Origin of the sequence: Bartonella gabonensis (assembly GCF_903679515.1) — a bacterium.
GTDB classification, from domain to species: domain Bacteria; phylum Pseudomonadota; class Alphaproteobacteria; order Rhizobiales; family Rhizobiaceae; genus Bartonella; species Bartonella gabonensis.
Genome location: NZ_CAHOYM010000003.1, coordinates 38,195 through 58,536, shown reverse-complemented (window position 1 = coordinate 58,536; position 20,342 = coordinate 38,195). Strand labels below are relative to the sequence as shown.

At 38.9% G+C, this 20,342-nt stretch carries 14 protein-coding genes and 2 pseudogenes; 3 read left to right on the top strand and 13 right to left on the bottom strand.

Annotated elements, in window-relative coordinates:
* Nucleotides 1-81 precede the first annotated feature (81 nt).
* From HWX04_RS01515 to HWX04_RS01500, 4 genes are all read right to left on the bottom strand, one after another.
* Complete coding sequence (locus tag HWX04_RS01515) at nt 82-948, bottom strand: C40 family peptidase (RefSeq protein WP_175868482.1); 867 nt, start codon at nt 946-948, stop codon at nt 82-84.
* 152 nt (nt 949-1,100) lie between these two features.
* Nucleotides 1,101-2,474 (bottom strand): leucyl aminopeptidase family protein, encoded by a 1,374-nt coding sequence (locus tag HWX04_RS01510; protein ID WP_175868481.1) that lies wholly within the window; start codon nt 2,472-2,474, stop codon nt 1,101-1,103.
* A gap of 13 nt (nt 2,475-2,487) precedes the next feature.
* On the bottom strand, nt 2,488-3,432 hold the full coding sequence (coaA, locus tag HWX04_RS01505; RefSeq protein ID WP_246257293.1) for a type I pantothenate kinase: 945 nt from the start codon (nt 3,430-3,432) through the stop codon (nt 2,488-2,490).
* 126 nt (nt 3,433-3,558) lie between these two features.
* A complete protein-coding gene (locus HWX04_RS01500) occupies nt 3,559-4,548 on the bottom strand; it encodes an asparaginase (RefSeq protein ID WP_175868479.1) in 990 nt (329 codons plus the stop codon).
* Between the two features lie 217 nt (nt 4,549-4,765).
* On the opposite strand from HWX04_RS01500, the gene hslV reads away from it, so the two are divergent.
* Nucleotides 4,766-5,347 carry an ATP-dependent protease subunit HslV gene (gene hslV / locus HWX04_RS01495; RefSeq protein WP_246257292.1) on the top strand — a complete coding sequence of 194 codons (582 nt, stop codon included), beginning with the start codon at nt 4,766-4,768 and terminating at the stop codon, nt 5,345-5,347.
* Nucleotides 5,348-6,658: an ATP-dependent protease ATPase subunit HslU gene (gene hslU / locus HWX04_RS01490; RefSeq protein WP_175868478.1), complete on the top strand. Its 1,311-nt coding sequence runs from the start codon at nt 5,348-5,350 to the stop codon at nt 6,656-6,658.
* Nucleotides 6,659-6,676: 18 nt separating this feature from the next.
* Here the strand turns inward: hslU and HWX04_RS01485 are convergent, their stop codons facing one another.
* From HWX04_RS01485 to rpsO, 3 genes are all read right to left on the bottom strand, one after another.
* Nucleotides 6,677-7,672, bottom strand: coding sequence for a class I SAM-dependent methyltransferase (locus tag HWX04_RS01485; protein WP_175868531.1), 996 nt, complete (start codon nt 7,670-7,672; stop codon nt 6,677-6,679).
* Nucleotides 7,673-7,745: 73 nt separating this feature from the next.
* Nucleotides 7,746-9,941 (bottom strand): polyribonucleotide nucleotidyltransferase, encoded by a 2,196-nt coding sequence (gene pnp, locus HWX04_RS01480; RefSeq protein ID WP_175868477.1) that lies wholly within the window; start codon nt 9,939-9,941, stop codon nt 7,746-7,748.
* 251 nt (nt 9,942-10,192) lie between these two features.
* The gene (gene rpsO / locus HWX04_RS01475; protein WP_175868476.1) at nt 10,193-10,462 is read right to left on the bottom strand and encodes a 30S ribosomal protein S15; all 270 of its coding nucleotides are present in this window, start codon (nt 10,460-10,462) and stop codon (nt 10,193-10,195) included.
* Between the two features lie 312 nt (nt 10,463-10,774).
* Between rpsO and HWX04_RS01470 the strand changes: the two are divergent.
* A pseudogene (locus tag HWX04_RS01470) lies at nt 10,775-12,259 on the top strand (MFS transporter).
* 1,084 nt (nt 12,260-13,343) lie between these two features.
* Here the strand turns inward: HWX04_RS01470 and truB are convergent.
* From truB to rimP, 6 genes and pseudogenes are all read right to left on the bottom strand, one after another.
* On the bottom strand, nt 13,344-14,306 hold the full coding sequence (gene truB, locus HWX04_RS01465) for a tRNA pseudouridine(55) synthase TruB (RefSeq protein ID WP_175868475.1): 963 nt from the start codon (nt 14,304-14,306) through the stop codon (nt 13,344-13,346).
* 4 nt (nt 14,307-14,310) lie between these two features.
* Complete coding sequence (rbfA, locus tag HWX04_RS01460) at nt 14,311-14,715, bottom strand: 30S ribosome-binding factor RbfA (RefSeq protein WP_175868474.1); 405 nt, start codon at nt 14,713-14,715, stop codon at nt 14,311-14,313.
* Between the two features lie 125 nt (nt 14,716-14,840).
* Entirely contained in the window at nt 14,841-17,369 is a 2,529-nt protein-coding gene (infB, locus tag HWX04_RS01455; RefSeq protein ID WP_175868473.1) for a translation initiation factor IF-2, read from the bottom strand.
* The gene (locus HWX04_RS01450) at nt 17,366-18,001 is read right to left on the bottom strand and encodes an RNA-binding protein (protein ID WP_175868472.1); all 636 of its coding nucleotides are present in this window, start codon (nt 17,999-18,001) and stop codon (nt 17,366-17,368) included. Before HWX04_RS01450 ends, infB begins: the two co-directional genes overlap by 4 nt.
* Nucleotides 18,002-19,633, bottom strand: coding sequence for a transcription termination factor NusA (gene nusA / locus HWX04_RS01445; protein ID WP_175868471.1), 1,632 nt, complete (start codon nt 19,631-19,633; stop codon nt 18,002-18,004).
* 22 nt (nt 19,634-19,655) lie between these two features.
* Nucleotides 19,656-20,307: pseudogene (rimP, locus tag HWX04_RS01440) on the bottom strand (ribosome maturation factor RimP).
* Nucleotides 20,308-20,342: the final 35 nt, after the last annotated feature.

The following is a 20,342-nucleotide window of genomic DNA, read 5'->3' as shown; positions in this document are numbered from 1 at the left end:
TTTAAAATAAATAAAATATACTGCTAATGAACGATTAAATATAAAAAAACATTCAATGAATGATTTTTTATAGGGGGTGTATTAAGTTTTTTGAATCGGACGGCGTTTTGCGATGGGATATCGTTGATATTTTTCAGCAATACGTGTAATGACTTCTTCAAGTGGCTCGATTATAACATCCATAGAGAAGCCATTTGCATGGATGATATTTTCATGATCAACCATAATGGCAGCATGACCTTGCCAAAAAATCAAATCACCTCTTTGAAGTTTATCACAATCTGAGAGTTGATGTCCTATAGTTTCCCGCTGCATATAAGTATCGCGTAAAACCCTTTGACCGGTCATCATCATAGAAAGTTGGATGATTCCTGAGCAATCAAGTCCAAAGCCACTGGTTCCACCCCAAAGGTAAGGCGTCTGGATAAACATTTCAGCAACGGCAACATAATCTTTATAGTCATGCTCAATGGGGCTAAGGTGATTGCTAATGATTGCTTTCCCGTCTTCAAGTATAGAATACATGGTTTTACGGATTTCAACTTCATCAACAACACTTACTTTACTTCCCATGGATAGAGGATATTCCATTGGTCCACGCAAATCAGCTTGAAAATATTGAAAAGTTCGTGGTACTGAAACGACATGTGTTTGTTTGACAGTTGATGTACAAAGCACTGTTGTATCAATATAGCCAACATAATTATCTTTGAGGGATTGCCCCCACGACATTGTTTCTCCGTGTTCAAAGATAAGAAGCTCTTCTCCCAATAAACACTCTGTTTGTCTTTCACTTTTTTTATTATTTTCTTTAAAAAGTCCAGTGACAGGTACATTAACACGTCTTTTTTCACCTTGCACAAAGCGTTGTGCTATAACTTTCCCTTCAAGACGTTTGTCTGCTAGATCTTCTCTGAACGCATTTAATCTTGGATCTATAGAGACCATTCATTTACCTTCCATTTTTATCTTTAAATAGGTTTACAACAGTTTTACAGGTAGAACCGCTCATCTTTAAATAAAATACAGAACACAATTTAAAGTGATAAGACAATTTCTCTGAGGGTTTAAAATTGTCTATATTTGTGGAAATTTTGTGACTAATTTTTGCTTTTAAACAGATTATAAAGAGCACGAATAGTTTGTGCAGATCCACCAGTAGGAAACCCTGGTTTTTCTTTTGGAATCCAGCCATAGAGATCAAAATGCGCAAAATATTTAGTTTTTTCAACAAAAGAGTTAAGAAATAAAGCGGCAACTATAGAACCAGCAAAGTTATTTCCAGTTACATTGTTAAGGTCAGCAATTGGTGATGGTAACATTTCTTGGTAAGGTTTCCAAAGAGGCATTTGCCAAAGCGGATCGAAAACAGCGTGAGAAGATTCAGAAATTTGTTGTGCCCATAGTGAATCATTACAATAAAATGCGGGAAGATCTGGTCCTAATGCTATACGCGCTGCCCCTGTTAAAGTAGCCATACAAAGCATAAATTGTGGACTTTCTTCATCACCATAGGCGAGTGCATCAGCAAGGATAAGTCGTCCTTCAGCATCTGTGTTGCCAACTTCAACACTTAAACCTTTACGACTTTTGAGAATATCACCTGGTCGGTAAGCATTCGCAGAAATTGCATTTTCTACAGCTGGAATCAAAACACGTAGACGGAAAGGCAATTTTGCGTCCATGATAAGTTTAGCTAATCCCAAAACATGTGCTCCACCCCCCATGTCCTTTTTCATAAGCAACATGTTATTGGCTGATTTAATATCCAGTCCCCCTGTATCAAAAGTTACACCTTTGCCTACCAACGTTATTTTAGGATGATGGTCTTGCCCCCAGTGCAGTTCAATGAGTCGTGGTGCGGTACTACCTGCTCGTCCTACGGCATGAATCATTGGAAAGTTATGGGTTAAGAGATCATCTCCACAAATACTTCTGATATGAGCGCCGTATGTTTTGCCTAGCTGTCGTGCTTCTTTTTCAAGAGTATCAGGGGTCATATCATTGGCTGGAATATTGATGAGATCACGGACGAAAAAGACAGCTTCATAAATACGTTGGAGCTCATCAAAATCAACTGCATCATTGACATAGATCGACAATGTTTTGGAGGAACAGTTTTGGCGATAACGATTAAATTGATAGCTCCCCAGTGCCAATCCAAGATAGGTATTTATTTCATCAGAGGTTTCACCTTCTAAATGCCAGTGACCAGCAGGAAGTTTTTGAGCAAGCAGTCCTGTGATAAAGGGATCGTTCCCATTGCCAATTCCAAATAAAACTTTTTTTAAATGTCCCGTTTCGTGAGGAACAAAGAGTATTTGTCCTGCTTTGCTAGTAAAATCGTTAACTTTTATCCATGCTTTTGTTGATGCATCAAGTGATAAGTTGGCAAGATTTCTTTGACTTACCAAGATGATAGGGCAACTGGTATCGATACGCATTGAACTAAAATGAATGGAGCGCTGTTGCATAGTTGTGAGTTCCTTATAGTCGTCTAAGTGCGACATACTCGACCAAATGATTTTTTCCCTTGCGTAGAATGAGATTGGACCGTGGTCGTGTTGGTAATATATTTTCTTGTAAATTTTTTAAATTAATCGTTTGCCAGATATTTTCAGCGATTTTTAAGGATTCCTCTTCACATAGGAGTGCATAACGATGAAAATAGGATTCAGGATTTTGAAAAGCTGTTTTACGTAAACGTTTAAAACGCTCTAAATACCAGTGTCGAATGATTTCTGTTTCAGCATCTACATAAATTGAGAAATCAAAAAAGTCTGAAACAAAAGGAATAACTTTTCCGTCTTTAGGAAGGTCACTGACTTGCAGGACATTAATACCTTCAATAATTAAGATATCAGGATGGTTAATGGTAATGGTTTTATTTTCCAGAACATCATAGGTCATATGCGAATAAAGTGGAGCGCTAACATTGCCAATACCAGCTTTTATAGCAGAAAGGAAATTCAGCAATTTTTTGATATCATAAGAATCTGGGAAACCTTTACGATTCATACGATTTTTTTTCTGTAAGACAGCATTAGGGTAGAGAAAACCATCTGTTGTGATCAGATCAACTTTAAGGCTAGATGTCCAACGTTTCAACAATTCTTGAAGGATGCGAGCGGTGGTTGATTTTCCTACTGCTACAGAACCAGCAATTCCAATAATAAAGGGCGTTTTTTGACTCTCTTCTTGATGGAGAAACTGTCGACGTTTGTGAAAAAGTTCTTGTACTGCTTCAACATGGCATGAAAGCAGACGCGATAAGGAAAGATAAATGCGTTGCACTTCTTCAAGATCGATAGGATCATCAATAGAGCGTAAACGCTTAATTTCATCAAAAGTCAAAGTAAGAGGTGTGTCCGCACGAAACTCTGACCATTCTTGTGCTGTAAAAACACGATAGGGTGAATATCGGTCAGAAATGGATTTGACCAAATTATCTTCCTGATTAATTTTTTGTATAGTCGTATCAATCATTTTTATTTATCGAGAATTTTTTGCCGCAGCAATTGATGAAGAGCGGATAGGTGATGTTTTGTATTCAATTTATTAACTTATCGTCCAGTCTTTCCAATGTGCACGGATTTGTGCCAACGAGTGTCCTTGTGCTAAAAAAGCCCATAAAAGGAGCCGCGCTTTTACGGCTGATAAATAACCAGACATGAGAGCACCCGAAGCAATCATATCGATTTCTGAACCTTTATAGCCATAAGTTATACGAGTTGTTGAGCCATTACAACAACGACTAGCAATAATAATTGGTATTTTTTTTGCGTACTGTTGTACAAGGTCTGCTTCTTGAAAACTACAATGTCCTGCACCAAAACCAGCGATAACAAGTCCAGCATAAGACCCACTTTCAAGGCAGAGTTTCATTAATTGTGCATCAGATGATAAAGAGGAATAGAGCAGTGCAATTTGATGATCGTAGTTTTGGGGAAGATCAAACGTTGTCGGGAAAAATTTTTTGTCATTGAAATAAATGAGTTTTCCTTCTAAAATAGTTCCTACAATACCTACGAGACCTGATTGAAATGTTTCAACTTTGACGGTATGGCTTTTATAGAGCCAATAAGGTGAATGAATCGTATCATTGATGACAACGAGAACGCCTCTATTATAACTTTTTGGGGCGGCTGCGACACGCGTTGCTGCTAAAATATTAGCGGGACCATCAGCGCCTGCTTCATGAGGCATACGCATAGCACCGGTTATGATGAGTGGTTCAGTTTCCTTCCAATAAAGAGAAAGAAAAAAAGCTGTTTCTTCCAGAGTATCAGTCCCTTGCGTTAAAACAATTCCGTCTGCGCCAGCATTTATTTGTTGTTTTGCCCACTCGATTATTTCAAAGAGAATTTGAAAAGATAAAGATCCACTTGGTATTTGCATTAATGTTTGTGCATGAATATCAGCAATGTTATTTAAATCAGGAACACTTTTTATGAGGTTATCTGAGGTTAAAGTTGGTTGCATATGGCCAAAACGATCAGCGGTCATTGCAATTGTTCCACCTAAGGTTCCTATAGCTATTTTTTTCATAATTTTCCTCTATAAAGGCACAAACTGTTTACATAAAGCTATTTAGCAGTAATTTATATTGACAACAATAATATCATTTTTTCAATTTCAACAAATTGATTGATGCTGAATCATTGTGTTTTTCTGTATATGTTCTTAAATAGGACAATAGTAATTTAGTTTTACATTGTATGAAAAGATAATATTAAAAAGAAAAGTAATATTAAGGAGTCTCCTTATGACAGAACATAAGCCAGACATAATGTATGGTACAACGATTATTACAGTACGAAAAGGTGACAAAGTCGTAATGGCTGGCGACGGTCAGGTCTCTCTTGGACAGACGATTATGAAAGGCAATGCGCGTAAAGTCCGTCGTCTTGGGAAGAGCGGAGTGGTTATTGCTGGTTTTGCAGGTGCTACAGCAGATGCTTTCACATTACTGGAAAGATTGGAAACAAAGCTTGAGCAATATCCTGATCAGCTTATGCGCGCATGTGTAGAACTTGCAAAGGATTGGCGAACAGATCGCTATTTGCGTCGTCTTGAAGCTATGATGCTCGTGGCTGATAAGAAAGTAACTTTAGCTCTAACAGGGCTTGGTGATGTCTTAGAACCAGAAGATGGGGTTATGGCCATTGGCTCTGGAGGAAATTTTGCTCTTTCAGCAGCGCGGGCACTGATGGATTTGGATTTGGATGCCGAGACCATTGCCCGTAAAGCTATGGCTATTGCCGCTAAAATTTGTGTTTACACCAATGATCGTTTTACGATTGAAACATTGGATGCAGAATTATCTTCTTTAGAGAAAGCTATTTAAATGTGTGTTGTATTTTCCCCTCGTGAGACTGTTTCTGAACTTGATCGTTTTATTATTGGCCAAAATGATGCCAAACGTTCTGTAGCTATTGCACTGCGTAATCGGTGGCGTAGACAACAGCTTGATGAGCCGATGCGTGAAGAGGTTATGCCAAAAAATATTTTAATGATAGGGCCAACAGGTGTTGGTAAAACAGGGATCGCACGTCGATTAGCAAAACTTTCTGGAGCGCCTTTTGTTAAAGTAGAAGCGACTAAATTTACTGAAGTTGGTTATGTGGGGCGCGATGTTGAGCAAATTATTCGAGACCTTGTTGAAATTGCCATTTCTCTTGTGCGTGAAAAAAAACGCGATGAAATAAAAGAAAAGGCTCACGTGAATGCTGAAGAGCGCGTTTTAGATGCTCTTGTTGGAAAAACAGCAAGTCCAGCTACTCGGAATAGTTTTCGCAAAAAATTGCGTGAAGGTGAATTGGATGAGAAAGAGATTGAAATTGAAGTAGCTGATAATAACAGCAATAGTGCTTCAACCTTTGATATTCCTGGTATGCCGGGGACGCAAATGGGGATTATGAATTTATCCGATATTTTGGGCAAAATGGGCAGTCGTACAAAAGTCCGTAAAACGATAGTAAGGGATGCTTTTAAACCGCTCATTGATGATGAATCTGAAAAACTCCTTGATCAGGAACAAATTATTCAAGAAGCGCTTCGTGTTGCTGAAAATGACGGTATTGTTTTTATCGACGAGATTGATAAAATTGCAACGAGGGATGGAGGGGGAAGTGTTGCTGTTTCGCGTGAGGGCGTCCAACGTGATCTTTTGCCTTTGGTGGAAGGAACAACAATTTCTACAAAATATGGGCAAATCAAAACAGATCATATTCTTTTTATTGCATCAGGTGCATTTCATGTTTCCAAGCCATCTGATTTATTACCGGAACTTCAAGGACGTTTGCCGATCCGTGTGGAGCTCAACCCTTTAACAAGGGAAGATTTGCGACGCATTCTAACAGAACCAGAAGCAAGTTTGATTAAACAATATATTGCTCTTATGGCAACAGAAGAGGTTCATTTGGAAATTACCGATGATGCAATTGATGCTTTAGCAGATATTGCTGTAGATTTAAATGCAAGGATTGAAAATATAGGCGCACGTCGTTTGCAAACGGTGATGGAGCGCGTTTTGGATGAGATTTCTTTCACGGCACCAGATAAAGCTGGAACATCATTTAAGATTGATGCTGCTTATGTGAGAAAATCTATTGGAGAGCTTGCTGCTGATATCGATCTTTCGCGTTTTATTCTTTAGAAGTATTGCTTGTTTTATTTATCGGCGTGCTTCGATGATTTTGAAACCATGGGCTTGTTCATGTATCAACACTGTGCGGAAAATGTCTTTTAACAATGTTTCATAGGGCAAGTGGCGGTTCGCAACAAGAAGTAGACTGCCACTTGGCCTTAGGCATTTTGCAGCATTTATAATAAAATGTTTTCCTAAGGAGACATCTGTTGTTTGTTGTGTGTGAAATGGTGGATTTGAAATGATTGTGTCATACAGATTTGTGACAGGCTCATGCACAAGGTCATGCCAATAAAAATGAATTGGAAAAGAGGCGGTTATGGGTTTAAGGTGCTGTTTTGCTGCTTTCAAAGCGTTGTAGTCTGCTTCATAGAGATCAAGAGTCGTAAGTTTTACATTGCTTTCAAGTACAACATGAGAAAGATAGCCCCAGCTGGCTCCAAAATCAGCTGTTTTCCCAGAAATAACTTTGGGCAGATAAGAAGCAAGAGCAGCAGATCCTAGATCAATACGACCGTGTGAGAACATACCAGAAGTGGTTTGAAATTTATCAAAAGAAAGCGGTGGTGAGCGCAATTGTGCAATATTTTGTTTCTCTATTTGTGGAGGAACTTGAAGCCAAAATACGAGACCATGATTTTTAGATAATTTATTGGTTATGGGGACAATTGTTTTGACCCATTTCATCATTGAAGCAGCACCAGCTGTTTTATTTCCACTGATCACAATCCATCCACTAGGTTTAACGCATTCTAATAAATCAAGGAAACAATTTTGGTTAAAACCACGATATTTGCTCAGGTGTAAAAGTGCACCATCGTAAATGAGAGTTTTATCTATTTGAGGAGAGCAGTGAAATTGAGCATCGACAAATTTTAAAAAATCTGGTCGCCAAGGCGTGATAACTTTTAAATTTTGCGCCCATTTGGGAGCAGGAACCTCCGTTAAACCAAAACTTAGCCAGCATTGGTTTGGATCTGGATAAGGGAGTGCATGATTTTCAAAAGGTAAAAATGATAACACATATGGTTCTTTCAAAGAAAAATGCCACTCCAATGTTGGGATGGCATTTCATGATTACGATAAGAAGAAAAGATTACTCTTCTTTTTTCTTCCGGTGGCGCTTATTTTCAGGGTGCCTTTTTTTATCCATGCACTTTTCCTCTTTCATCGATTGATCATCGTTGATTTCTTTTCCGGTCTCTTGATCAACGACCTTCATTGATAACCGAACTTTTCCACGCTCGTCAAAGCCCATGAGTTTAACCCAAACTTCATCACCTTCCTTAACAATATCAGTTGTTTTGGTGACGCGTTCTGATGCCAGTTGAGAGATATGAACGAGCCCATCACGAGAACCAAAGAAATTTATAAATGCACCAAAGTCTGCAGTTTTTACAACTGTTCCTTGGTAGATAGCGCCAACTTCAGGCTCATCAACAATAGAATGGATCCAGCGTTTTGCTGCTTCAATGGTTTTAGCATCAGCAGAAGCAATTTTAATGGTACCATCATCTTCAATATTAATTTTTGCTCCAGTTTGTTCCACGATTTCGCGAATAACTTTACCACCAGAGCCGATAACATCACGGATTTTATCAACAGCAATATTCATCACTTCGATTCGTGGAGAAAATTCACTCAGCTCAGCGCGTGCGCTGGTTAAAGCTTTCGCCATTTCGTTAAGGATATGAATTCGTCCATCTTTGGCTTGTTCAAGTGCGATTTTCATAATTTCTTCGGTAATACCGTCAATTTTTATATCCATTTGCAAAGCAGTAATACCATTTTCTGTTCCTGCAACTTTAAAATCCATATCTCCAAGATGATCTTCATCTCCTAAGATATCAGACAGAACAGCAAAGCGTTCTCCTTCTTTAATCAAGCCCATGGCAATACCTGCAACGGGGCGTGCTAAAGGAACACCAGCATCCATAAGAGCAAGCGACGTTCCACAAACCGTTGCCATAGAAGAAGACCCATTGGATTCAGTAATTTCTGAGACAGCACGAATGGTATAAGGAAAAGATTCTTTGGTTGGCAACATGGGATGAATTGCTCGCCATGCTAATTTCCCATGTCCAATTTCACGACGACCAGGAGAACCAAGACGTCCTATTTCACCTACTGAAAATGGTGGAAAATTGTAATGGAGAAGGAATGTTTCCTTATACATCCCTGTTAAGGCATCAACATATTGTTCATCTTCACCAGTTCCCAAGGTTGCAACGACAATCGCTTGTGTTTCTCCGCGGGTAAAGAGTGCTGATCCATGTGTGCGGGGCAAAATACTGACTTCTGATTGGATAGGGCGCACGGTAGAAAGATTACGTCCATCAATACGTTTTCCTGTATCAAGAATATTTCCGCGAACAATTTTTGCTTGCAACTGTTTAAATACGGTTGCAATTTGATCTGTACTAAATTGACAGTCTTCTTCTGTTGCTGGCATAAATTTATCGATGATTTCTATTTTTAGAGCATCAATTGCGGCATAACGTTCTTGCTTATCGGTAATTGTGTAGGCCTTTCGTATACCCTGTTCGGCCATTTTCTGCATTGCTTTTTCCAGGTCAGAAAGATCTTCAGGAACAAAATCACGAGGATCTTTTGCAGCCACCTCAGCAAGCTTTATGATGGCATCAATGACAGGTTGAAAGCCTTTGTGACCAAACATCACAGCGCCCAACATAATATCTTCTGGTAATTCTTGTGCTTCTGATTCAACCATCAATACAGCATTTTCTGTTCCAGCAACCACAAGATCAAGTTTTGATTCAGGCATTTCATCGATATGAGGATTGAGAACATATTGTCCGTTACAATAGCCAACGCGTGCCCCCGCTATAGGCCCCATGAAAGGAACACCTGACAGGGTCAATGCGGCAGAGGAGGCAATCATTGCAAGGATATCGGGATTATTTTCAAGATCATGCTGTATAACGGAAACAATGACTTGTGTATCATTTTTATAACCATCAACGAAGAGAGGACGAATTGGACGATCAATCAAACGTGAAACCAAAGTTTCATTTTCACTTGGCCGACTTTCTCGTTTTAAATAGCCCCCAGGTATTCGACCAACGGCATAGGATTTTTCTTGATAATTAACGGTGAGTGGAAAAAAGTCCTGGTCTGGTTTCGGGCTTTTTGCCGATACAACGGTTGCTAAGACAATGGTTTCTCCATAGGTAGCAATCACTGCACCATCAGCTTGACGCGCTATTTTCCCCGTTTCAAGGGTGAGCGGCCGCCCAGCCCATTCAATTTCTATCTTGTGCGTTTTGAACATTTTTTATCCTTAATGACCAGTTTTTAAATCTTTGATTGCTCACATTCTGGCTTTGCGTAGCATATTTTCAAGCTCTGGGGTGGACAACAAGTTACTTCTATCTTTATTGCGATAAGTAGAGAGATAAATCGCCTTAAATGCAAAATGAGGAGCAGTCCCATCCCATAATAACTTTTCAGTTTTTTAAATTTTTATCTAAAAGAAACATGTTGAAAAAATGGGTGGTTTTTTACACCACCCCATTTTTTCTTTTAGCGACGCAAACCTAATTTTTTGATAAGTGTCTGATAACGATTTTGGTCAACTCCTTTAAGGTAATCAAGAAGGCGCCGGCGTTGAGACACCATCTTTAAAAGACCACGACGAGAATGATTATCTTTTTTATGAGATTTAAAGTGGTTTGTTAAATTAGAAATACGTTCAGAAAGTACAGCAACCTGTACTTCTGGTGATCCTGTATCACCAACTTTATTTGCGTATTCTGCGACAATAGCTTGTTTACGTTCAGCTGTAATCGACATCGTATCATCCTTTCAAAAAACAAAGAAACATAAAGTCACCCATAGCCGAGATGTCGTTCAGCTAGGGTCTGCGAGGAAAATAAGAAGAGTCGAAGACTCTTACCTATTTTCGCTCTTATATAGGAAAGAAGGTTAAAATACTAGTCCTTGACAGTATTTTGAAGTCTTTCTTTAAATAAAAGCTTTTGTTTTGAAATATTGATTTAAATAGGGTTTTATGAGAAGTTTTTTAATATTTATGCATCTTTTTGATACGAAGATTATGAGCGTGTATGGTAACAAAGGTGATAAATACCGATTTGGAGGAAAAAGATGCAGCGCGTTTCAACATTAAAACTTTTTCGTAATTCGGTATTTTGAAATTTATGGTCATCGACTCTTATTTCTAATTTAGGAGGGCTGATACAGGCTGTTAGAGCAGGGTGGTTAATGGCGTTAATTAGTTCTTCGCATTCTATGGTTGGGCTGGTTCAGAGTGCGACAACATTACCGCTTGTTATGTTTCACGTTTTTGATTGGATGTGGCACAGCCTTTTATAATCCTTCTTGGCAAGCAACGATAGGAGATATTGTGAGCAGGGAAAATATTCCTGCTGCTGTTAGTTTAAATAATGTCGGCTTTAATTTGATCGGAGTGTTGGTCCTGCTATTGGGGGGGGCATCATTGCAACTTTGGGGGCATCTGCTGCTTTTTTGTTTAATGCTATAAGCTATATCCCTCTTATTGGTGCATTATTTTTCTGGAAATCGAATTATAAAAACAACCCATTGCCAAGAGAAAGACTGTTAGGAGCTGTCTCAGATGGTTTGCGTTATGTTGCGATGTCACCTAATCTCTTGAGTATTATGGTTAGAGCGTTCCTTTTTGGTATAGGGGCGATTTCGATTTTAGCTCTTTTGCCAATTGTTGCGCATAAAGTTCTCGGAGGAAGTGCCCTTCTTTATGGTACATTACTTGGTTGTTTCGGGTTAGGAGCCATGACAGCAGGGATTATTAATGCATTTGTACGGCATCATTTTCGTTCAGAAACAATTATTGCAAGTGCCTTTATTGGTTTCGCCTTTTCTTGTTTTTTATTGGGAATAAGCCGTTCACTGATTATAAGCCATATTACTTTCTTTCCTGCAGGCCTAAGTTGGGTTTTGGTATTATCATTGTTTAATACATCTGTCCAACTCTCGACACTACGATGGGTTGTTGCACGTGCTTTAGCACTTTATCAAACGGCATCTTACGGGGGGATGGCTATTGGGAATGCAATCTGGGGAATTTTAGCTGATGGTTATTCTCCAACAATTGCTTTGAGTGTTTGTTCTCTATTCTTGATTGTTGGGGCTTTTGTGGGCGTAAAATTTAGAATTCAAGAAATTCCTCAAATAGATTTGAATCCTCTTGATCATTTTAGAAAGCCAGAACTCTTACTCGACCTAAAAGCAAAAAGTGGCCCGATCATGATCATGATCGATTATCAAATTCATGAAAATGATCTAGAAGAGTTTCTCAAAGTGATGACGCGCCGACGCCATATTCGTTTACGTGATGGGGCGCGTCAATGGGTTCTTTTACGAAATCTTGAAAGACCTGAATATTCGACAGAGGCTTATCATATGCCAACATGGGTAGATTATTTACGCCATAATCATCGTCGCACAAAAGCGGATGCTGAAGTTAATAAGCGTTTGCGTCATTTAAATTGCGCTCCTAACGGTATAAAAGTGCACCGCATGATTGAACGACAGACAATACCCCAGGTCAATGAAATGCTTTTAAAAGTCCCTGCTGATCATCTTCCTTAAGGTTAGAGAAGTTTTTTTGTAAAATATTTAATATGGTCATATTATTTTGATCAATGGGTCAGCATAAGCACAAAAAAATGAGTGATCCAATGGTTAATAAATTGATTTATGATGATACTTTTCCAAATGAAACTGTCTTGCTTTTTTAGATATTACTCAAATAGATAATGCTTACTCATATCTGGTATAGAAAATGAAACCGTTTACAAAATACTAAACTCTTTTAATCGTTGTTTCAAATATGCAGCAGCATCAGGATTGAATATTGATTTACAAGCAAGAGAAAAAGTACAATTTTATTGAGTAACAAAGGTCATTAAACAAAAATATACCAACAATGGTTTGGAGAAATATATCAGTTTTTTATTCGATACAAAAAACAACGATAAGATAATGAGCTTTAAAATTTCTTATTCTTTACAGATGTGTTTTGTTTACAAATCCTTTGCATAATATTTATGACGATTAGAATAATGGCCGATTGTAAGCATAATTATACCATTTGTAGGGGGGAACGATCGATTTTTACGAGATAGGTAGGTTGTGCATTATCTTTGTGTTTAAGTTCTAAGGTTTGAATTTTCCTATTTTAAGCAATTCTTTTAGCAAAAAATAGATTGTATACGTCTATTTTGTAAAGACCTAAATAGTGATTTAGAACGATATCAATTTTTGAACTTTTAAGATTGAGTTCAATGAATATGATTGCAATGCATTGATTATAAAAATAATTTTTTGTTTTTTATATTGAATGTAAGAGTCTAAAAATATTATCATAGGGTTATCTCATTTCAAAACTGTTTAGGTTGAAGCAATCCAAATCATTTTCTTGCACATTACAAACCGGGGCTAATGTGTGGATAAAAACGATTGAAAAAGGAATCAAAAAACTCTTATGAAGCTTTTCAAATATGAAGGTTTAAAAATTAGAGGATGGTCAAGTGTGTGATGGTACTAACTTATAGCACTATCTTTAAGTTTTGATATGAATAAGAGAGCGTAGAGAAATGAAAAGCAACATATTTCTCTTAATTTTATAGGGAATAATATCTTTCAATAAGAGATGGTTAGAAGAAAGAAACACTTAAATTGTGAAAATCCGCTTTGGTTTAAATAGACCTTTATCGAGAGTACCAATAGCAAGAAGATGTTCTTTATAGAGAACACAAATCTCCTCTTCATAAAGAAGTGTTTTATGAGCACACAAAGGAATAGAATGCCCTCTCATAACTCTCTGCGCTTGGGTTTCAGTAAGCGGATAATGAGGGAGACAATCTAATGCAGCTCCCGTTTCAATTAACAGTTCATCAAGTATCGAGAAGTCTTTTTTAAAAGAACTCTTATTTTCATCTGTGGTATTTTTATTTAGCGATATTGCTGCTTTTAGTTCGTCCCATTTAATGAGATCGTCTTCATCAAAAGGCGCGACAGCAATACGTCTTAAATCAGCAATATGCCCATAGCATCCCAGATAACGTCCCATATCGCGCGCTAGCGAGCGCACATAAGTTCCTTTTCCGCAGGTTATTTCAAAGACAGAGTACTCTTTGGTAGGCATTTCTATTAACTCGAAAGTTTCTATTTCCACTTCACGGGGCGCAATTTCAAAGACTTCCCCTTCACGCGCTAGATCATAGGCACGATTTCCAGAAATTTTGATTGCTGAAAATTGCGGAGGTGTTTGCAGAATAATACCTGTATATTGAGGAAGAAGAGCAAGTACTTCTTCTTGTGTTGGACGTTTGAGAGATGTTTTTGTTATTTCTCCTTCTAGATCATCTGTTGAACGTTCTTGCCCCCAAGCGATATGAAAACGGTAAGTTTTTTTGCCTTGCATCACGTAAGGAATGGTTTTGGTTGCTTCACCTAAGGCAATAGGGAGGAGACCAGAAGCAAGAGGATCAAGTGTACCTGCATGCCCTGCCTTTTGCGCACGAAAGAGCCATTTGATTTGTGAGACAGCTTTTGTTGATTTCATGCCTTTTGGTTTATCGAATATGACCCAGCCAGAAACAGGACGTCCTTTTTTTTTGCGTTGCCGTGCCATCTCTTTAATCCTCATCTTTATCACTATGAAGATCGCGTGCGACTTCAGGTGATCGGAGTAGGGCATCAATTTTTGAAAAATTATCAAAACTATTATCAAGTCGGAAACGCAATTCTGGCATATATTTCATTTGTCTCAATGCATGACTGATTTCTCCACGGAGAAAACGACTATGTCTATTGAGGGTATCAACGATATCGGTATGGGAAGCATTTTTAAGTGTGCTGAGAGGCGATACAAAGCAAGTAGCAATTTTTAAATCTGTGGACATGCGCACTTCAGAGACAGAAATGACAACATTCTTCAAGATATCATCAAGCAAAATATCACGCTGTAGTATATACGCTACTGCATGACGTACTTGCTCTGCTACCCTAAGTTGCCGTTGTGATGGCCCTGCATTTTTCATCAAAGTTTTATCCTTGCTCCAAGACCTCTTCTTTTGACCATCCAGATAAGGAAAAAAAGAGATATTGTGTATAGAATTTCAATAACTTTGCTCATTTTAAAACAGAGTAAAGTTATTGGATTATTTTATAATGTGCGATTAATATGTTCGATGCGGAAGGTCTCAATGATATCTCCTGCACGCATATCTTCATAATTTTCAAAGGCTATTCCGCATTCTTGACCACTTTGCACTTCATTGATTTCATCCTTAAAGCGTTTGAGTGTTTTTAGCTTTCCTTCGTGAATAACGATATTATCGCGGATAAGGCGAACACCGGCTCCTCGTTCTATTTTTCCTTCTGTAACACGACACCCAGCAACTTTTCCGATTTTTGTAATGTTAAAGACTTCTAGAATTTCAGCATTACCAAGGAAAGTTTCACGCTGTTCTGGTGAGAGGAGACCAGACATGGCCGCTTTGATATCATCAACAAGATCATAAATGATATTATAATAACGGATTTCAATTCCTTGTGTTTTAGCAAAATCACGTGCTTGTTTATTGGCTCGAACATTAAAACCAATCACAGCTGAGTTAGAAGCTTCTGCAAGAGAAATATCACTTTCGGTAATTCCTCCAGCACCAGAATGTACAACACGTGCACGAACCTCATCATTTCCTAGTTTTTCCAATGCTGAAGCGATTGCTTCAATTGATCCTTGCACATCCCCTTTAATAATAAGGGAAAATTCCTTAACACCAGTCGTTTGCAATTTTGTCATCATCTGTTCGAGAGAACCACGCGAACCTGTTTGTCGAGCAACAGCTTTATCTCGTGCTAATCGTTGACGATATACAGAAATTTCGCGTGCTTTTGCTTCATGTGTCACGACAGCAAAACGGTCTCCAGCTTGTGGTGTTCCTTGCATGCCTAAAACTTCAATTGGTGTAGAGGGAACGGCTTCTTTGACATGGCGACCATGGTCGTCAATTAAAGCACGCACACGCCCCCATTCATTTCCGGCAACAATAATATCAGAAGGATGTAATGTACCTTTTTGAACAAGAACAGTTGCAACAGATCCACGTCCACGATCCAATTTGGCTTCAATGACAACACCCTCTGCAGTTCGCTGAGGATCTGCTTTCAGGTCAAGCATTTCAGCTTGAAGAAGGATAGCTTCGAGAAGTTTATCAAGGTTTTGACCAGTTTTAGCGGAAACTTCAACGTCCAAAGTTTCACCGCCCATTGTTTCAACAAACACTTCATGTTGTAGGAGTTCTGTACGCACTTTTTGTGCATTCGCAGCAGGTTTATCAATTTTGTTGATAGCAACAATAATAGGAACACCAGCAGCTTTGGCGTGATTAATTGATTCAATCGTTTGCGGCATAACACTGTCATCAGCGGCAACAACAAGAACGGCAATATCAGTAACACGAGCGCCACGGGCACGCATAGCGGTGAATGCAGCGTGCCCCGGTGTATCAATAAAGGTAATTTTTTGGCCGTTTTGTTCTACTTGATAGGCCCCAATATGCTGCGTAATACCACCTGCTTCACCAGAAACAACATTTGCTTTACGAATAGCATCCAAAAGAGAAGTTTTTCCGTGGTCAACATGGCCCATAATGGTTACAACAGGGGGACGTGGCTGCATATTTTGAGGATTATCTGTTATATTAAAGATACCTTCCTCTACGTCAGATTCTAAAACACGTTTAACAGTATGACCAAATTCAACAGCGATGAGTTCAGCAACGTCAGCATCAATAACATCGCCAGGTTTCATCATTTGTCCTTGTTTCATTAAAAATTTAATGACATCAACAGAACGCTCAGTCATACGTTGTGCGAGCTCTTGAATGGTAATCGTTTCAGGAAGAACAACTTCACGAGAAATTTTTTCTCTTGGTTCTTGGTTTTGTGCACGCTTAAATTTTTCCTGTCTGCGCCGCATTGCAGCCATTGATCGCCCCCGTGCACTCCCTTCTTCGTCCAATGCGCTATTAAGAGTCAGTTTTCCACGGCGCCGTTCATCAGCTCCTTTAACAACTTTTGGTGCACGTATTTCTGATTTAGCAGGATTAGCACGCCGGCTATGCCGTTCCTCCTCTTTATTTTCATCTATTTTGCGTTTTTCAATCACAGTTGTGTTTTTAGGCGCAATGGGAATATCTGTCTTTTCGATGAGGGGAGGTTCAGAGAAAACAGGTGGAGTCTGTACCGGCGATTTTTCTTCCTCTTGTTTTTGAAGTATTTCTTTTTCTTTGATTTCTTGCTTTAAAATTTCTTCACGCTCTTTAGCACGCCTTGCTTCTTTTTCGGCTTGTTCTCGCGTTATTCTTTCTTGGATATGTGCTTCTTCTAACGCGCGAAGTCTTGCTTCTATTTCAGCTGATGAAAGATTGCTTTTGGCCACAGATTCTTGAGGTTTTTTTCCCTCAAAACGCGGTTTAGAGCGTTGGGGAGCCACATGCGGCTTTGTAATAGGCTGAAGGTTTTCTGCTTTTTCATCAGGTCGTGTAATTTTACGTCGTTTGGTTTCGACAACGACAGCCTTCGTACGACCATGGCTAAAATTTTGTTTGACCGTACTCGTTTCCAAGACAGACCGCTTGAGAGTTAGTGTCTTCTTGCCTGTTGTTTTGTCGTTGTTATTTTCACTCATTGTACTTCCTTCACGGCTTGTGCCGTCATCTCACCGTGCTTATTATGCTTGTCATCACGATAGCTGATCAATTTATATGTTGTTTTGAGAAATCCTTCAGCAGCCTTTGTGTCCAATAAGGCTGCGTGCATGACAGGATTAGAGCCAAAAGCCACACGCATTTCATCATTTGTAAATAAAGATATGGTTTTTATCGTCCGATTTGTTTGTTGTTGTATTGTATGAATGGCCTGTGCAATTTTTCGTTTTCCATCTTCTGTTGTTTCTTTAGCATGAAGTACAAGAACAACTTGACCAGAGCGGATAGCAGCATCAACCTTTGTTGCTCCCGTAACAACAGCCCCCGCTTTTCTTGCCATGGAAAGGCTTGAAAGAGCAGCTTTGAGTAAAAGCATATCAACAATATGCACAAGATTTGGTGCAACCTCAACATCTGTTTTAAAACTTTTCTGAAAAGCTTTCTGTTTGATCGCTTTCTCAATAACAGCGTGATGGGCAGAAATCCAAACGCCGCGCCCTGGTAATTTCGCTTTAAGATCAGGAACAATCTGGTTATTGGGACCAATAACAAAGCGGATCAGCGTTTGTGCTGAAGCATTTTGTCGGGTCACAATGCAAGTCCGTTCATTCATTTAAAATGTATCCACATCCAAATCATCTGTTTTTTCATTTTCTGCAGAATTTTCATCTTCTACAGGATTTTCTATAATAAGATCAGTTTTGTTTATCCAGCCTGCTTGTACACGTGCGGCTAAAACCATAGCTTCTGCATCCGCGCGTGTAATGTCAAAAGGGGTTAAAATACCAGAAAAATTTTTTGTTTGACCTTCTTTGCGTTCTCTCCAACCAGTTAAATCATCAACGGCATAGCCAGCGAAATCTTCTATTGTTTTTACACCATCCTCACCCACAGCAACCAGCATAGCACTTGTCATTCCAGGAAGAGTTCGCAATTCGTCAGAAACTCCGAGCTTTTTGCGTTTTTCATCAAGTTCTTTTTCTTGATGATCGAGATATTCATGGGCGCGACTTTGGATTTCAGCAGCGGTATCATGGTCAAAACCATCAATAGAAGCAATTTCTTCAAGATCAATGTAAGCGATTTCTTCAATAGAAGAAAAACCCTCTGATGCCATGACCTGTCCGATCATTTCGTCAACCTCTAAGGCTTCCATAAACAATTTACTCCGTTCAGTAAATTCTTTTTGACGATTTTCCGATTCTTCTTTTTCCGTTAAAATATCAATGTTCCATCCTGTTAGTTGCGAAGCTAAGCGAACATTTTGTCCGCGTCGTCCAATAGCAAGGCTGAGTTGGTCATCTGGTACGATAACTTCAATGCGTTCAGCATCTTCATCAAGGATGATTTTAGAAACTTCAGCAGGTTGCAGTGCATTAACGACAAATGTTGCTGCATCAGGCGACCAAGGAATAATATCAATTTTTTCGCCTTGTAATTCTGCAACAACAGCTTGTACACGGCTTCCTCGCATTCCCACACATGCGCCAACAGGATCAATGGAACCATCGCGTGAAACAACGGCGATTTTGGCTCGTGAACCTGGATCACGGGCAACCGATTTGATTTCTATAATACCATCATAAATTTCTGGAACTTCCATAGTAAAAAGTTTTACCATAAATTGAGGATGTGTGCGTGAAAGGAAAATTTGTGGTCCACGTGTTTCACGGTGTACATCATTGACAAAAGCACGAATACGGTCTCCATAGCGGAAAGATTCACGGGGAATTAATTCATCACGACGCACAATAGCTTCACCACGTCCTAGATCAACGATAACATTGCCATATTCTACACGCTTGACTGTACCAGAAATAATTTCACCAACTTTATTTTTGAATTCTTCATATTGCTGATCACGCTCTGCGTCGCGTACTTTTTGTACAATCACCTGTTTAGCAGATTGTGCTGCGATACGTCCAAAATCCATAGGAGGTAAAAGATCAGCAAAAAAATCACCAATTTTTGCATCTGCTTGGCGTTTGAGTGCATCAGACAAAGTAATTTCCATTGTATAGTCTTCAACAACATCAACGATTTTAAGCAGGCGTTGTAATTTAATTTCACCTGTTTTGGAATTGATTTCAGCACGAATATTGGTTTCTTGACCATAACGAGAACGTGCTGCTTTCTGAATAGCGTCAGCCATCGCAGAAATGACAATTTCACGGTCGATTGACTTTTCACGTGCAACAGCATCTGCAATTTGCAGAACCTCAAGCCTGTTAGCGCTTGTAGCCATCAATTTTCTCCTTCTTGGTGCCTCACGATGGGTATTTCCCAGTGATATTATTTTTAAAATTGAGCGTCTCTATTGAGTCTGTAGGATTATCTTCGGGAATGAATCGTTGACTTAAACCTTTATTTTTTTTTCAATGCATCGCGAATAAGCTCATCGGTAAGCACTAAATGCGCGCTTATGATATCACAAAAGGAAATCGAGGTATACATGGCTTCTCCGTAAGCAGCTTTATCAGTGTTTAAAATAAATCCATCTTGCGTGATATTGGTCAATGTTCCACGAAATTTTCGGCGCCCATCAATCGTTATTTTAGTTTCAATTTTTGCAAGATGTCCTTGCCAATGAAAAAAATCAGATTTTCTTACCAAAGGACGATCAATTCCAGGAGATGAGATTTCTAAATGATATTTGCGTTCAATAACATTTTCCACATCAAGGAGGGGGGAAACAGTTCGACTAACAGTTTCACAATCTTCTACGGTTAGAGAACCATCAGCACGTTCAACCATAATTTGAAGTGTTAAACCATTTTGTCCAAGAAGCTTCACACGAACCAAACGAAAACCTAAAGGCTTAAGCAGTGGTATGACAAGAGCAGCAACCCGTGCCTCGATACCATCTTCTTCAAACAGGCGCCTTTCGTCAAGATTGCTTATTTTTTCAGCTTCATTCATACATTTTATCCAAGTTATTTTCGTCAGTTTTATGA